15 protein-coding genes are annotated in these 13,946 nt (G+C 69.4%); 6 read left to right on the top strand and 9 right to left on the bottom strand.

Features of this window, described 5'->3' with window-relative positions:
- The first annotated feature begins 58 nt into the window (after nucleotides 1-58).
- The 3 genes from ACQHIV_RS40015 to ACQHIV_RS40005 all read left to right on the top strand — a co-directional run bounded on the left by ACQHIV_RS40015 (nucleotide 59) and on the right by ACQHIV_RS40005 (nucleotide 2,070).
- Nucleotides 59-841 (top strand): DeoR/GlpR family DNA-binding transcription regulator, encoded by a 783-nt coding sequence (locus tag ACQHIV_RS40015; protein WP_325040459.1) that lies wholly within the window; start codon nucleotides 59-61, stop codon nucleotides 839-841.
- 151 nt (nucleotides 842-992) lie between these two features.
- Nucleotides 993-1,682, top strand: a complete 690-nt coding sequence (locus ACQHIV_RS40010) for an O-methyltransferase (RefSeq protein ID WP_427889643.1) — start codon at nucleotides 993-995, stop codon at nucleotides 1,680-1,682.
- A gap of 220 nt (nucleotides 1,683-1,902) precedes the next feature.
- Nucleotides 1,903-2,070 carry a hypothetical protein gene (locus ACQHIV_RS40005; protein WP_427889641.1) on the top strand — a complete coding sequence of 56 codons (168 nt, stop codon included), beginning with the start codon at nucleotides 1,903-1,905 and terminating at the stop codon, nucleotides 2,068-2,070.
- A 3-nt stretch (nucleotides 2,071-2,073) separates the two neighbouring features.
- On the opposite strand, the gene ACQHIV_RS40000 is transcribed toward ACQHIV_RS40005, so the two are convergent.
- The 8 genes from ACQHIV_RS40000 to glgC are packed head-to-tail and all read right to left on the bottom strand — an operon-like array spanning nucleotide 2,074 to nucleotide 9,997.
- Nucleotides 2,074-2,796 (bottom strand): alpha/beta hydrolase family protein, encoded by a 723-nt coding sequence (locus ACQHIV_RS40000; RefSeq protein ID WP_427889639.1) that lies wholly within the window; start codon nucleotides 2,794-2,796, stop codon nucleotides 2,074-2,076.
- Complete coding sequence (locus ACQHIV_RS39995; RefSeq protein WP_427889637.1) at nucleotides 2,793-3,788, bottom strand: amidohydrolase family protein; 996 nt, start codon at nucleotides 3,786-3,788, stop codon at nucleotides 2,793-2,795. The genes ACQHIV_RS40000 and ACQHIV_RS39995 overlap by 4 nt, the downstream gene beginning before the upstream one ends.
- The gene (locus tag ACQHIV_RS39990; RefSeq protein WP_427889635.1) at nucleotides 3,785-4,300 is read right to left on the bottom strand and encodes a 3-hydroxyanthranilate 3,4-dioxygenase; all 516 of its coding nucleotides are present in this window, start codon (nucleotides 4,298-4,300) and stop codon (nucleotides 3,785-3,787) included. The genes ACQHIV_RS39995 and ACQHIV_RS39990 overlap by 4 nt, the downstream gene beginning before the upstream one ends.
- Before the next feature lie 4 nt (nucleotides 4,301-4,304).
- Nucleotides 4,305-4,715 carry a RidA family protein gene (locus ACQHIV_RS39985; protein WP_427889633.1) on the bottom strand — a complete coding sequence of 137 codons (411 nt, stop codon included), beginning with the start codon at nucleotides 4,713-4,715 and terminating at the stop codon, nucleotides 4,305-4,307.
- A complete protein-coding gene (locus ACQHIV_RS39980; protein ID WP_427889631.1) occupies nucleotides 4,712-6,214 on the bottom strand; it encodes a 2-hydroxymuconic semialdehyde dehydrogenase in 1,503 nt (500 codons plus the stop codon). Before ACQHIV_RS39980 ends, ACQHIV_RS39985 begins: the two co-directional genes overlap by 4 nt.
- On the bottom strand, nucleotides 6,211-7,509 hold the full coding sequence (locus ACQHIV_RS39975) for an FAD-dependent oxidoreductase (RefSeq protein WP_427889629.1): 1,299 nt from the start codon (nucleotides 7,507-7,509) through the stop codon (nucleotides 6,211-6,213). Before ACQHIV_RS39975 ends, ACQHIV_RS39980 begins: the two co-directional genes overlap by 4 nt.
- On the bottom strand, nucleotides 7,506-8,741 hold the full coding sequence (gene kynU / locus ACQHIV_RS39970; RefSeq protein ID WP_427889628.1) for a kynureninase: 1,236 nt from the start codon (nucleotides 8,739-8,741) through the stop codon (nucleotides 7,506-7,508). The genes ACQHIV_RS39975 and kynU overlap by 4 nt, the downstream gene beginning before the upstream one ends.
- The gene (glgC, locus tag ACQHIV_RS39965) at nucleotides 8,738-9,997 is read right to left on the bottom strand and encodes a glucose-1-phosphate adenylyltransferase (RefSeq protein WP_427889626.1); all 1,260 of its coding nucleotides are present in this window, start codon (nucleotides 9,995-9,997) and stop codon (nucleotides 8,738-8,740) included. Before glgC ends, kynU begins: the two co-directional genes overlap by 4 nt.
- Before the next feature lie 64 nt (nucleotides 9,998-10,061).
- Here glgC and ACQHIV_RS39960 point away from each other — a divergent pair, with 64 nt between their 5' ends.
- The 3 genes from ACQHIV_RS39960 (at nucleotide 10,062) to ACQHIV_RS39950 (ending at nucleotide 13,134) form a co-directional block, all read left to right on the top strand.
- Nucleotides 10,062-10,610 carry a GNAT family N-acetyltransferase gene (locus tag ACQHIV_RS39960; RefSeq protein WP_427889624.1) on the top strand — a complete coding sequence of 183 codons (549 nt, stop codon included), beginning with the start codon at nucleotides 10,062-10,064 and terminating at the stop codon, nucleotides 10,608-10,610.
- Nucleotides 10,611-10,626: 16 nt separating this feature from the next.
- The gene (glgA, locus tag ACQHIV_RS39955; protein WP_427889622.1) at nucleotides 10,627-11,784 is read left to right on the top strand and encodes a glycogen synthase; all 1,158 of its coding nucleotides are present in this window, start codon (nucleotides 10,627-10,629) and stop codon (nucleotides 11,782-11,784) included.
- A gap of 69 nt (nucleotides 11,785-11,853) precedes the next feature.
- Nucleotides 11,854-13,134 carry a hypothetical protein gene (locus ACQHIV_RS39950; RefSeq protein ID WP_427889620.1) on the top strand — a complete coding sequence of 427 codons (1,281 nt, stop codon included), beginning with the start codon at nucleotides 11,854-11,856 and terminating at the stop codon, nucleotides 13,132-13,134.
- Here ACQHIV_RS39950 and ACQHIV_RS39945 read toward each other — a convergent pair.
- A complete protein-coding gene (locus tag ACQHIV_RS39945; RefSeq protein WP_427889618.1) occupies nucleotides 13,106-13,933 on the bottom strand; it encodes a helix-turn-helix domain-containing protein in 828 nt (275 codons plus the stop codon). The two genes, ACQHIV_RS39950 and ACQHIV_RS39945, sit on opposite strands and share 29 nt — an antisense overlap.
- Nucleotides 13,934-13,946 lie beyond the last annotated feature (13 nt).

The raw sequence follows: 13,946 nt of genomic DNA, 5'->3' as shown, positions 1-13,946 counted from the left end.
CGAATGGTGCCAACCAGCCGCCACCCGGCTGACCGATTGTGTGAAGGAGGAGCCCCGGGTGAAGCGTTATGAACGCCTCAACACCTTGCTCGAGTCGCTCGCCGAGAAGGGCGCCATCGACGTCGACGAGCTGGCCGAGCAGCTGCACGTGTCCGCGGCCACGATCAGGCGTGACCTGGACCATCTCGGCAAGCAGCAGCTCCTCACCCGGACCCGCGGCGGCGCGGTCGCCAACGCGGTGTCGTACGACCTGCCGCTGCGCTACAAGACTGCGCGTTTCGCGTCCGAGAAGCAGCGGATCGCGCAGGCGGCGGCCACGCTGGTGCGCCGCGGCATGGTGATCGGGATGAACGGCGGGACGACGATCTCCGAGGTGGCGCGCACGCTCGCGACCCGGCCGGAGCTGTCCGCGGAACACGGCGAGCCGGCCTTCACGCTGGTGACCAACGCGCTGAACATCGCCAACGAGCTGATCGTCCGGCCGCACGTGAAGATGGTGCTGACCGGCGGCGTCGCGCGGCCGCAGTCCTACGAGATGATCGGGCCGCTGTCGCACCGGATCCTGTCCGACCTGTCGCTGGACATCGCGTTCATCGGCGTCGACGGCATCGACGAGACCGGCGCCACCGCCCACCACGAGGGCGAGGCGAACATCAACCAGCTGATCGTCAGCCGGGCCGCGAAGGTGGTCGTGGTGGCCGACTCCTCCAAGCTCGGGCAGCGCGCCTTCGCCCGGATCTGCGAGCTGAGCGAGATCGACACCCTGGTCACCGACGCGCAGGCCGACGACAGCCAGCTGGCCGTCTTCAAGGAAGCCGGCATCGACGTCATCCGGGCCTGATCCCAACTCAACACACCTCCCTCACCAGGTGAGCCACGTCTCGATAAGACGATCATATCTGATCAGGGCAAGGTTGTTATGAGCAGGACTGCGCAACCTCCGCGCGTGCAGCACGGAAAGCGCACCTCCAACCGCTAGGCTTCGGTGCAGCATGGGTACCGCAGCCGCACATCAGCCAGCCGACCACTGGGAGGACGCCATCGCCACCGGCATCGACCCGACGTCCTGGGCGTACGCCGAGGACTACACCGGTGAGGACGAAGTCGTCACCGGTGCGCGGGCGAGCGCCGCGGACAGCGGTGTCGCCCCGATCGGCGCCGGCACGGCCGCCGCGCTCAGCCTGCTGGCCGCCGGCGCCGGCGCGAAGGCGGTCGTCGAGATCGGCACCGGTACCGGTGTCTCCGGTCTCGCGCTGCTCCGCGGGATGCGCCGCGACGGCACCCTGACCACGGTCGACATCGACGCCGAGAACCAGCGGCTGGCCCGCAAGACGTTCCTGGACGCGGGCGTCGCGTCGAACCGGTTCCGGCTGATCGCGGGCGCCGGCCTGGACGTCGTCACCCGGCTCACCGACGGCCACTACGACCTGGTCTTCTGCGACGCCGACCGGCGCGAGAACACGGCGTACCTGCACGAGGCCCTCCGCCTGCTCCGCCCCGGCGGCATGGTCGCCTTCGCCGGCATCCTCACCGGCGGCAAGGTCGCCGACCCCGCCCACCGCGACCCCGACACGATGGCCCTCCGAGACCTGATCCGCGCCGTCCGCGACGACGACAACCTGGTCTCCGCCCTCCTCCCCACCTCCGAAGGCCTCCTCACCGCCGCCAAACGCCTGAAGTAGGCGAAGTCGCACGACAGTCGCCTGGACACGATCAGTAGCGAAGACCTGCAATACCCACCAATAAAACCAACAAACGTACTAAGTTCTACCTCGATTAGTACGTTTGTAGGTTCGGTTGGAGGTTCAACGCGCTCGTTCACCGGGCACGGATCCAGAGCGGGACTGTTGTGGTCAGAAACCGCGCTCACCGGACGGCAGTACGGCGGTCCGCTTCGTGCCGGTGCCGGCATCGAGGACCGCGGAGTACCTCACCCAGCTCGTCGACCGGTATCTGAGAGCCCAGACCGAGGCGAGGCACCGTCCGGTGCTGCTGGTCGACAGCGGGTACGAGGTCTGCCGATGGGTGTCGCTCGAACAGCTCATCGCAGAGTCGGCCGACGAGGAGTGAACGCTAGCTCGTCAGGCGGGTTAGTTCGGTGGTTAGGTCGTGCCAGGCGGCGGACTGGGGGTCTATCAGTTCGTAGTGGCCGCAGTGGTCTATGCGGTGGAAGTGGGAGGTGGGGTGGGCGGAGTGGTAGGACTCGGTGAGGGAGATGGGGACTACTGAGTCGTTGGCGCCGTGGAGGAGGGTGACGGGGGCGATCGGGGCCGGGAGGTGGACCGGGTCGAGGTCGTTGCGGACGCCGCCGCCGATGAAGTCCTGTACGGCGCCCTTGTCGAGTTTCTGCTGGTCCGCCATCAAGAGGTTGGCTACTGGCGCCAGGGCGACCACACCGCGCAGGCGGACCGGGTTGAGCGTGGCTGCGGCCCAGAGTGCGAGCTGGCCGCCGGCCGAGTGGCCCATGAGTACGTATCCGGCCTGTACGTCGACCAGGTCCGGCAAGGCGTCCAGCGCCGTACGGATGTCGGCCGTGGTCGCGTCGGGGTTGCCGGGCTCGCGGCGGTACTCCAGCAGCAGCACGGGCCAGCCGAGGTCGGACAGGGCCGCGCCTAGCGAACGGGCGTGCACCCGGTCGTACTCCGGACGCCAGAAGCCGCCGTGGATGAACACCACGAGCGGTCGGTAGTCCTTCGCGTGCCAGTAGTCGATCACCTGGTCCGGGTGGTCGCCGTACCGCAGCTCCTGATCGGGATCGGGCGCCTTGCGTGACAGTACCGACCGGTCCTCACTCATTCAGGCCTCCCGAGGTAGCGCAGAGCATTGGCCGTCAACAGCTTGTGTTGCTGTTCCGCGGTCAGGAAGCCGGACTTCCGTACCACCTCCCCGACCGGCCGTTCACCCAGTGGATAGGGATAGTCACTGCCGACCAGAACGCGGTCTTCCCCCAAGGTATCCACAAGTAGTCGCAAAGGTGCTGATTCGAACACCACCGTGTCGACCAGGATCCGGTCCAGGTACGTCGACGGTGGGTGCTGCGAGCAACCGCGGACGATGTCGCCGCGCCGGTGCCAGGCGTTGTCCAGCCGGCCGAGCCAGAACGCGAAACTCCCGCCCCCGTGCGCGAAACAGATCCGCAGCTCCCGGGGCAGCGCGTCGAACGCACCGCCGAGGATCATCGCCAGCAGCGACAGATGCGTCTCGGCGGGCATCCCGGTCAGCCAGCGGGCCATCCACCGGTCCAGCCGAGGACCGCCCGGCATGTCCCACGGGTGTACGAGGACCGGCGTACCGGTCTCCGCGCAGTGCTTGAGGAAGGCAACGATCCCGGCGTCGTCGAGGTCCTTGTCGCCGACGTGGTTGCCGATCTCCACGCCCACGTGCCCGGCGGCGCGGGCCCGGTCCAGCTCGGCGCAGGCCAGGTCCGGGTCCTGCAACGGCACCTGGCAGAACGGTACGAACCGCGGATCGCTGGCCAGCGTCGCCAGCGTCAGGTCGTTGAAGATCTCCGCTAGCTTGACCGCCTGCGTCGCCGGTCGCTCGTAGGAGAAGAACACCGGCGTCGGCGACACCACCTGCAGATCGATACCGTCGGCATCCATATCGGCACGCCGTACGCCGCGATCCCACGCCTGCGGTCCGATCGGGCGGAACTCGGTGGACCCGACCATGATCATCGCGGCCCGCTCGGAGTCGATCCGCAGCCACGGCCAGCCGTCCCCGCCGCACGCCGCGGCGAGATCCGGCCAGCCGTGCGGGACCAGATGGGTGTGGACGTCGACGGTCATTTACCCGGGTGCACCGTGCCGCAGTTCGGGCAGGTGCGGGCTTCCTCGCTCTCGTAGAACGCCGTGAACACCGGCGGCAGGTCCGCGACGATGTCGTTCACCTGCAGCTCGACCTCGTGCACGATGCCGTTGCAGTTCGCGCAGTACCAGCGGAACTTCTCCAGCGTGCCCTGCTCGCGGACCCGCTCGATCACCAGGCCGATCGAGTCCGCGTCCCGCTGCGGCGAGTGCGGCATGCTGCGCGGCAGCATCCACATCTCGCCCTCGTTGATGTCGACCCGGGCCGGCCCGTCGTCAGTCATCACGTCGACGTGCATGGTGCCCTTGATCTGGTAGAAGAACTCCTCGTACGGGTCGACGTGGAAGTCGGTCCGCTGGTTCGGTCCGCCGACCACCATCGTGATGAAGTCGTCCCCGGTCGGGAACATCTGCTTGTTGCCGACCGGCGGCTTCAGCAGGTGCCTGTTGTCCTCGATCCACTGCGGAAAGTTCGTCGACTCCAGGTTCGCCATGTCCTTACTCCTTCTGCGGGATCGCCGCGATTCCGGATATCTCGATCAGCAGCTGGGGATGCGGCAGCTGATGTACTGCGACCGTCGTCCGCGCGGGACCGGTCTCGTCGAAGAATTCGCCGTACACCTCGTTGTACCCCCCGAAGTCGTTCATCGACACCAGGTACGTCGTCACGCTGACCAGGTCCTCGAGCCCCGCCCCGACCGCGCCGAGGATGTCCCGGAGGTTCTCCAGCACGGCCCGCGTCTGCACCCGGATGTCCAGGTCGACCGTCCCCAGGGCATCCACCGAGGCCCCCGCGATCGAGTTGTCCGGCCGCCGGCTCGACGTACCCGAGACGAACGCGAACCCACCGCGCACCTGCACATGCGGAAACCGGCCTCTCGGCGTGGCCTTCCCAGGAACAAGGGTCATGACAGTTCCACGCAGACATTGGTGGTTTCGGTGTAGAAGTCCACCGAATGCCGCCCGCCTTCCCGTCCGATGCCGGACAGCTTCACCCCGCCGAAGGGCGTCCGGAGATCGCGCAGGAACCACGTGTTGACCCAGCACAGGCCGACGTCCAGCGCCGCGCCGGCGCGGTGGGCGCGGCCTACGTCGCGGGTCCAGACGGTTGCCGCGAGGCCGTACTCCGAGTCGTTGGCGAGGGCGAAGGCTTCTTCTTCGGTGTCGAATGGTGCGACGTGGCAGATCGGGCCGAAGATCTCTTCACGATTGGTACGGGCTTCCGGCGGTAGGCCGGTCACCACGGTCGGCTGGATGTAGTTGCCGCCGTCGCGGGCGTCGTCGAAGGTGGGTACGCCGCCGCCGGTCAGGACGTCGGCGCCTTCGGTGCGGGCGAGGGCGTAGTACGAGAGGACCTTGTCGCGGTGCTGTTTCGAGATCAGCGGCATGTTCGTGGTGGCCTCGTCGGCAGGCCAGCCGTACGTCAGCTCGGCGGCCCGCGCGGCGAGACGGGACGTGAAGGCGTCGAAGATCGGGCGTTCGACGTACAGGCGTTCGGTGCAGAGGCAGACCTGGCCGCCGTTGGTGAAGACCGAGCGGACGGACCCCTCGACGGCCGCGTCCAGGTCGGCGTCGGCGAAGATCAGGCCGGCGTTCTTGCCGCCGAGCTCGAAGGAGACCGCCTTGACGCGGTCCGCGGCGACCTTGGCGATCGCGGTGCCGGTGGCGGACTCGCCGGTGAACGTGATCGCGTCGACGCCCGGGTGTTCGGTGAGGTACTCCCCCGCCGAGGACGGTCCGAAGCCGTGGACGAGGTTGAAGACGCCGTTCGGTACGCCGGCTTCCGCTATCACCTCGGCGAGTACGGTCGCCGAGGACGGGGTTTCCTCGGAGGGTTTCACGACCACGGTGTTGCCGCAGGCAAGCGCCGGGGCGACCTTCCAGGTGAGCAGGAGCAGCGGGAGGTTCCACGGTACGACGATCGCGACGACGCCGACGGGTTTCCGTACGGCGTAGTTGAGCGCGCGCCGCCCGTCCGGGAGGACCGTGGTGTACGACTCGGCCGGCACCGTGGTCGCGAAGTCCGCGAACGCCCGGAAGTTCGCCGCACCGCGCGGGATGTCCAGCGCCCGGGCCTGGCTGATCGACTTCCCGGTGTCTCCCACCTCCGCCGCGACCAGGTCCTCGAACCGCCGCTCGAGCCCGTCCGCGACCCGCCGCAGTACGACGGCCCGCTCCTGCTCACTCATCCGCCCCCACGGACCTTTCAACGCGGCCCGTGCAGCACCCACCGCCGCATCCACAGTCGCGGCATCAGCCTCACAGACGTCGAAGATCTGCTCCCCCGTCACCGGCGAAACCTTCGCAAACCGCCCCGGACTCTCCACAAACGAGCCATCCACAAAGTGCCGCAGCACCCCAACAGCCGACGGCTGCCCAATCAACAGCTCAGGCGACCACAAGCTCATTTCCGTCGCCTCCGGGCGAGACCCAGCAGCAGACCTGCCGCTGCCACCGCGCCGGCACCGAGGACCTGGTGCTGGCGGTGGACTCGGTGTTGGACTTCGGCGTAGGGGGTGGTGGTGAAGGAGACGAGTTCGTAGCGGGAGACGTAGCGGCCGGGGAGGAGGCGTTCGAGGGTGTGTTCGAGTTGTTTCTGGAGACGGAAGACGGGGGACGCCACCTTGTCGCGCATCTCGACGAAGTTGGCCAGGGCCATTTCTGCGATCGCCTCGGTGTTCTCGCGGCGGCGGGACTCGAACAGGGGCAGTGCGCGGGCCCACGAGCCGCCGGTGTCGTCGAGGCAGCGGTCCAGTTCGACCACGTCCTCGAACGCGCAGTTGGCCCCCTGCCCGTAGAACGGAACGATCGCGTGCGCCGCGTCCCCGAGCAGCGCCGTACGCCCGTGCGCCTGCCACGGCAAGGTGTGCACCGTACCCAGCACCCCGACCGGATTGTTCAGGTAGTCGTCCACCAGATCAGGGGCCAGCGGCAACAGATCGGGGTAGTGCTCCGCGAAGTGCGCCGAGATCGCCCCGGCAGTGGTGAGCGCGTCGAACGACCCCGCCGGCCAGAAGAGCGTGCAGGTGAACGACCGGTCCGGATTCGGCAGCGCGATCATCATCGACGTACCGCGCGGCCAGATGTGCAACGCCCCGGGATCCAGCGCGAACTCCCCGGCGGCAGCGGGGATCGACAACTCCTTGTACCCGTAGTCCAGGAACTCCACGTTCTCCGCGACGATGCCCTCGGCAAGCAGTTGCTCCCGTACGGCGGACCCCGCACCGTCGGCGCCCAGCACCACATCGGCCGACACCGACACCTTCCCCGCGGGCGTCGCGAACACCAACTCCCCCGCCGCCGAGTCCAGCTCGACCAGGCGATGCTCGAACGACACCGTCACACCAGGGGCAGCCGACGCCGCCGACAGCAGCGCGTTGTTCAGCGCACCCCGGCTGATCGAGTTGATCGCCCGCTCCCCCGACGCCGAGTACGCCTGGAAGTCCAGCTCGCCCGCGACCGGGTGGATCATCCGGCCCTTCATCGGCAGCGCGTCCGCCATCACCTCGTCGACCAGCCCGATCCGCCGCAGCGCGTCCAGCCCGCGCTCGGAGATCGCCAGGTTGATCGACCGCCCGCGCTCGACCTCCGCCACCCGCGGATCCGCCCGCCGTTCGTACAGCGTCACCGTCAACCCGCGCCGCGCCAGGTAACAGGCGAGCAGCGACCCGGTCAGCCCGGCCCCGACGATCGCGACCTTCATCCCATCACCTCGGTCAATGCGGCGGCGGCCCGCCAGCAGTCGTGGTACGTCGAGTACAGCGGCACCGGCGCGAGCCGCAGTACGTCGGGCTCGCGGGCGTCCGCGATCACGCCGTACTCGAACCGTAGTCGCCGTGACAGCTCACCCGCACCGCCAGGCACCCGCACCGACAGTTGCGCACCCCGCCGCGCCGGGTCCCGGGGAGTGATGACCTCGAAGGGCCCGAGCAGGTCCGCCAGACAGGCGGTCAACCGCAGGCTCCGTTCCCGCAGTACGCCGATGCCGACCTTGTCGAACAGCTCCAGCGACGTCCGCACCGGGCTCATCGAGAAGATCGGCGGGTTCGACACCTGCCACGCGTCCGCGGTCGCCGGCGGCCGGGACTCCGGCGCCATCTCGAACCGCGTCGACGCCTCGGTACTCCACCACCCCTCGAACCGCGGTACGTCGCCACCGAGATGCCGCTCGTGCACGAACGCCCCGGCCAGCGCCCCCGGCCCGGCGTTCAGGTACTTGTACGAGCACCACGCGGCGAAGTCCACATCCCAGTCGTGCAAGGACAACGGCACGTTCCCGGCGGCGTGCGCGAGGTCCCACCCGACCACCGCGCCGGCCAGGTGCCCGGCCTTCGTGATCGTGGGGATGTCCATCAACTCGCCGGTCAGGTAGTTCACCCCGCCGAGCAGTACGAGCGCCACGTCGCCGCCGAGCTGCTCGACGACGTCCGCCGTCCGCAGGATGTCCTCACCGGGCCGCGGGCGGAGCCGGATCACCGCGTCCTCCGGGTCGTACCCGTGGAACCGGACCTGCGACCGTACGGCGTAACTGTCCGACGGGAAGGCCGCGTCCTCGATCACGATCCGGTGCCGGGACCGGGTCGGCCGGTAGAACGACACCATCAGCAGGTGCAGGTTGACGGTCAGCGAGTTCATCACGACCGTCTCGCTCGGCAGCGCGCCGACGAGCCGCGCGGCCGGATCGGTCAGCAGCTCGTGGTACGGCAGCCACGGCCGCGCCGCGTCCAGGTGCCCTTCGACGCCGAGCGCGGCCCACGCGTCCAGGTCCTCGAGCAGCTCGGTCCGCACCGCCTTCGGGCGCAGGCCGAGCGAGTTCCCGGCGAAGTACGCCACCTCGGGATAGCTGCCGCCCTGCGCCGGCGGTACGTCGAAGAGCTCCCGATGCCCCGGGTCGGCCGCATCGAGTTCCAGCGCACCCGCCTCGGAGAGCGTCACGCCTCAGCAACCTCCGCCGCCGGGGCAACGGCCGCTTCGATCACCTGGCCCTTGCCGAGCACCGTGACGCCGCCCTTGGAGACGGTGAACCCGCGCTGCCGGTCGTAGTCCGGGTCGACGCCGATCTCGGTGCCGTCCGGTACCACGATGTTCTTGTCCAGGATGACGTTCTTCAGCACGACGTCGCGGCCGATCTTGCAGTTGTCCATGATCACGCAGTTCTGCAGGTCGGAGCCGGCGTTGACGATCACGTTCGACCCCAGCACCGAGTGGTCGACGTGCGCACCGGACACGATCGAGCCCTGGCAGACGATCGACTCGCCGACGGTTGCGTTGTCGGTGAACTTCGCGCCCGGCAGCTGCGGGTGCGAGGTGAAGATCGGCCACTCGTTGTTGTACAGGTTGAACACCGGCTGGATCGACACCAGGTCCATGTGCGCCTCGTGGTACGAGTCCAGCGACCCGACGTCGCGCCAGTACGAACGGTCCCGGTCCAGCGCACCCGGTACGTCGTTCTCCTGGAAGTCGTACACGCCCGCCTTGCCCTCGGCAACGAGCATCGGGACGATGTCGCCGCCCATGTCGTGCCGCGACGCCGGGTTGGCGGCGTCCTTGCGGAGCGCCTCGACCAGGACGTCGCGGCTGAACACGTAGTTGCCCATCGACGCGAACGTCTCGTCCGGCGAGTCCGGCAGCCCCGGCGGGTCGGCCGGCTTCTCCAGGAACTCCTCGATCAGGTGCCCGTCCGCCGCCGTCTTGATCACGCCGAACTCGGTCGCGTCCACCCGCGGCACCCGGATCCCGGCCACGGTGACGCCGTTCCCGCGCTCGATGTGCGCCGCGACCATCTGCGAGGCGTCCATCCGGTACACGTGGTCGGCGCCGAAGACCACGATGTACTCCGGGTCCGCGTCGTTGATCAGGTTCATCGACTGGTAGATGGCGTCCGCGCTGCCCTGGTACCACTGCGGGCCGAGCCGCTGCTGCGCCGGGACGCAGGTCACGTAGTTGCCCAGGAAGGTGGACATCCGCCAGGTCAGCGTGACGTGCCGGTCGAGCGAGTGCGACTTGTACTGGGTCAGTACGCAGAGATTTCGATAGCCGGCATTGACCAAATTCGACAGCACGAAGTCGATCAGGCGATAACTGCCGCCGAACGGCACGGCCGGTTTGGCCCGGTCCGCCGTCAGCGGCATCAACCGCTTCCCCTCGCCACCGGCCAGCACGATTCCGAGAACTCTGGGCGCCTTTGCCATGACCGCACCTTAGCTCTCGATGCCCCGCTGCATAAGCGGTTGCGCGCGTCGCGACACTGTGAGGATGCCGATCCTCGTCGTTCCGACCGTTGCCGTTCATCGTTCGTTCCTCGAGGCCTGGGACGAGCTCGACCCGGTGGACCTGCACTGGCTCGGGCCGAAGTCGGTGGCCGAGGACGACGAGCTGTGGAGCCGCGAGCGGGCGGCCGATCCGGCCGGGTTCCGGCACCTGGTCGAGGCGATCCGGCGGGAGGCCGAGCCGGAGACCGTGCTGCCGCCCGGCATCGTGCACCAGACCGTGCTGTGGTTCGTCGACGGCGTCGAGCTGCTCGGCCGGCTGTCGATCCGGCACGACCTGACGCCCGCGCTCACCGAGGTCGGTGGCCACATCGGCTACTGGGTCCGGCCGTCCGCGCGCCGGAAGGGGTACGCGACCCGGATGCTCGCCCAGTCGCTGCCGATCGCGGCCGCGCTCGGGATCGACCCCGCACTGGTCACCTGCGACGTGGACAACACCGGATCGCGCAAGGTGATCGAGGCAGCTGGTGGCGAACTGGAAGACGAACGACACGGAAAGCTGCGCTTCTGGGTGCCGACACAGCTCGCTCGATGACTTATCGTCGGGCGGTATGAAGGTCGCCATCCTGACGCGTGAGTTTCCTCCGGACGTGTACGGCGGGGCCGGGGTGCACGTGGACTTCCTGGTCCGCGAGCTGCGCCGGCTGATCGACGTGGACGTGCACTGCATGGGCGAGCCCCGGCAGGGCGCGACCGCGCACTCCGAGGACGACCCGCGGCTGCCGAACGCGAACGCGGCGCTGCGGATCCTGTCCACCGACCTGACCATGACCGCGGCGGTCGGCGACGCGCAGCTCGTGCACTCGCACACCTGGTACGCGAACATGGCCGGCCACTGGGCGAAGCTGCTGTACGACGTACCGCACGTGGTGACGGCGCATTCGCTGGAGCCGCGGCGCCCGTGGAAGGCCGAGCAGCTCGGCGGCGGGTACCGGCTGTCCAGCTGGGCGGAGCGGACCGCGTACGAGGCGGCCGACGCGGTCGTCGCGGTCAGCCGCGGGATGCGCGACGACGTACTCGCCTGCTACCCGTCCGTGGATCCGGCTCGCGTCCATGTGATCTCCAACGGCATCGACGCCGACTTCTACCACCCGGACCCGTCGACGCACGTGCTCGAGCGGCTCGGCGTCGACCTGAGCCGCCCATACGTGACGTTCGTCGGGCGGATCACCCGGCAGAAGGGCGTACCGCACCTGCTCCGCGCGGGCCTGCGGCTGGACCCGTCCGTGCAGCTCGTGCTGCTCGCCGGCGCCGCCGACACGGTCGAGCTGAAGGCGGAGACCGACGCGCTGATCGAGGACCTGCGGATGGCCCGTGACGGCGTGTTCGTGGTGTCGGAGATGCTGCCGCGCGAGGAGGTCCGGCAGGTCCTGACGCACGCGCTGGCGTTCTGCTGCCCGTCGATCTACGAGCCGCTCGGCATCGTGAACCTGGAGGCGATGGCCTGCGAGACCGCGGTCGTGGCGAGCGCGGTCGGCGGCATCCCCGAGGTGGTCGACGACGGCGTCACCGGCATCCTGGTGCCGTACGACGAACACGACACGGACACGTTCGAACGCGGCCTCGCCGACGGGATCAACGCGCTCGTGGACGACCCGGCACGAGCGGCCGCGATGGGCAAGGCGGGACGGGAACGCGCGGTCTCGCAGTTCGGCTGGGACGCGGTGGCACAACGGACCGTGGAGCTGTACAACAGCCTGCTCGGGTAGGCAAAACCCCACCGCCATCAGGGAGTTCGCACCATTCTGTGCCGAGGCCGGCGACGGTTGGGTTGGGATATGACTTCTCGCCTGACCAAGACCGCCGCCGCCACCCTCGCCACCGCCGCCCTCCTCGCCTACCCCGCGTCGGCCCTCGCCGCGACCACCCACCCAACCCCCGCCTTCGCCGCCACCACCCACCCGACCCCCGCCTTCGCGGGTATGGGCCGCACCCCCTCCACAGTTCTGGGCGAACGCGGAACGGTCGTCTCGGCAACGCCGATCGCCCACCTGACAGCGGCTCAGCTCGACGCGGCGGCAGCGGACTTCCCCGGCGCCCCGACGTCGTCGTACGCCGTCACCGCCTACCGCCTCGTCTACCGCACCACCGACACCCACGGCCGCCCGACGACGGCCAGCGGGATCGTCGTACTCCCCGACGGACGCCGCGGCGCGCTCACCGTCACGGAGTACCTGCACGGCACGAACGCGACCAAAGCGGCCGCCGCCTCCGTCGACGACCTGTCCGCGGATCGCCTGGTCACGGCCCTGTTCGCCGGCCAGGGCCTGGCCGGCGTCGCCCCCGACTACCTCGGCCTCGGACTCGGCCCCGGCCCGCACCCGTACCTCGACACGAAGACCGAGACCTCGGCGTCGGCGGACCTGCTGCTCGCGGCCCGCGCGTTCGCCGCCAAGCACGGCGTCGCCTTCAAGCGCGACGTACTCGTCACCGGCTTCTCGCAGGGCGGCCGGGCGTCGCTCGCGTTCGGTCGCGCGCTGAGCCGCGGCGAGGTCGGCCCGTTCCGGCTCGGGGCGCTGCGTGCGGTCGCGGGCCCGTACGACCTGCTCGGCGAGGAACTCCCGGCCGCCTTCGACGGACGCGTGATCCCGCCGACCGCGACGTTCTACCTCGCGTACCTCGTGACCGCCTGGAACCGGACGGTCGGCCTGTACGACGACCCGCGGCAGGCGTTCCAGGCGCCGTACGCGAAGACCGTCGAGGGCTTGTTCGACGGATCGCACAGCGACCAGGAGATCGTCGCGGGGTTGCCGGACTCGCCGGAGAAGCTGCTCACGCCGGACTTCGCCGCGAAGCTGCAGCATCCGACCGGGCGGCTCCTCGCAGCGATCCAAGCAGCCGATCAGATCTGCCAGGACTGGACGCCGCGCGTGCCGGTGCACCTGTACAGCGGGACCAAGGACACCGACGTCGCCGCCGCCAACGCCGACTCGTGCGCAGTCTCGCTGCGACGACGCGGCACGGACGTGACGGTGCACTCGATGGGCGCGGTCGACCACACCGGTACTGCGTTCGCGGCATACCCGGAGATCATTCGGGCCTTCGCTCGACAGGCCTAGCCACCAGGCTGCCGAGGAGGGCGAGGGATTCCGCGTCGCGCGATCCGGGGACGGCGTGGAAGACGACCAGCGTGACGTTGTCGGTCCCACCCACGGTCAGCTTGTCCGAGCGCAGGTCGAGGTCGCCGACCTCCGGGTGGGTCAGCCGGCTGAGGCGGCCGCGGCGCGGGCGGACCTCGTGCCGCGCCCACAGCTGCCGGAACCGCTCGCTGCGGACCGAGAGGTCGCCCACCAGTTCCTTCAGCCGCGGGTCGTCGACGTTCGGCCCGAGCTCGGAACGCAGTACGGCGACACCCTCCTCGGAGAGGTCCTCCCAGTCCCGGCGCAGGTCGCGTTCGCGCGGATCGAGCAGCACGGCGGTGAGCAGGTTGACGCCGACCCGGTAGTTCGGCGAGAGCGCGGCGGCGAGGGCGTTCACCGCGAGTACGTCGGTGTACTTGTTCTGCACGTACGCCGGGTTGTCGGGCCACCCGTCGATCAGCTCGACGATGCTCTCCGGCGCCTGCTCCGCGCGGGTCCGCGGGTGCGGCGCCGGCTGGGCGAGGCCGAGGAGGTAGTTCCGCGCGTCCGCGTCCAGCCGCAGTACGCCGGCCAGCGCCTCGAGCACCTGCGCCGACGGGTTGCGGTCGCGCCCCTGCTCGAGCCGGAGGTAGTAGTCCGAGCTGATCCCGGCGAGCATCGCGACCTCTTCGCGGCGCAGCCCGGGGACCCGGCGGAGGCCGACGCTGCGGATCCCGACCTCCTCGGGACCGACCTGTTCACGCCGCGCCCGCAGGTAGTCGCCCAGCGCGTTCTCCATGGGTCCACCGTAG

Source organism: Kribbella polygonati (assembly GCF_050320105.1).
In the GTDB taxonomy this organism is placed as follows: Bacteria; Actinomycetota; Actinomycetes; order Propionibacteriales; family Kribbellaceae; genus Kribbella.
This window is presented reverse-complemented; position numbering and strand designations above follow the sequence as displayed.

Excerpts from the sequence above, each read along its gene's own strand:
- glgC (WP_427889626.1), bottom strand. The coding sequence starts at position 9,997 with ATGGCAAAGGCGCCCAGAGTTCTCGGAATCGTGCTGGCCGGTGGCGAG.
- ACQHIV_RS39975 (WP_427889629.1), bottom strand. The coding sequence starts at position 7,509 with ATGAAGGTCGCGATCGTCGGGGCCGGGCTGACCGGGTCGCTGCTCGCC.
- ACQHIV_RS39950 (WP_427889620.1), top strand. The coding sequence starts at position 11,854 with ATGACTTCTCGCCTGACCAAGACCGCCGCCGCCACCCTCGCCACCGCC.
- ACQHIV_RS39995 (WP_427889637.1), bottom strand. The coding sequence starts at position 3,788 with ATGACCGTCGACGTCCACACCCATCTGGTCCCGCACGGCTGGCCGGAT.
- ACQHIV_RS39985 (WP_427889633.1), bottom strand. The coding sequence starts at position 4,715 with ATGACCCTTGTTCCTGGGAAGGCCACGCCGAGAGGCCGGTTTCCGCAT.
- ACQHIV_RS39990 (WP_427889635.1), bottom strand. The coding sequence starts at position 4,300 with ATGGCGAACCTGGAGTCGACGAACTTTCCGCAGTGGATCGAGGACAAC.
- ACQHIV_RS40000 (WP_427889639.1), bottom strand. The coding sequence starts at position 2,796 with ATGAGTGAGGACCGGTCGGTACTGTCACGCAAGGCGCCCGATCCCGAT.
- glgA (WP_427889622.1), top strand. The coding sequence starts at position 10,627 with ATGAAGGTCGCCATCCTGACGCGTGAGTTTCCTCCGGACGTGTACGGC.
- ACQHIV_RS39960 (WP_427889624.1), top strand. The coding sequence starts at position 10,062 with ATGCCGATCCTCGTCGTTCCGACCGTTGCCGTTCATCGTTCGTTCCTC.
- ACQHIV_RS39945 (WP_427889618.1), bottom strand. The coding sequence starts at position 13,933 with ATGGAGAACGCGCTGGGCGACTACCTGCGGGCGCGGCGTGAACAGGTC.
- ACQHIV_RS39980 (WP_427889631.1), bottom strand. The coding sequence starts at position 6,214 with ATGAGCTTGTGGTCGCCTGAGCTGTTGATTGGGCAGCCGTCGGCTGTT.
- ACQHIV_RS40010 (WP_427889643.1), top strand. The coding sequence starts at position 993 with ATGGGTACCGCAGCCGCACATCAGCCAGCCGACCACTGGGAGGACGCC.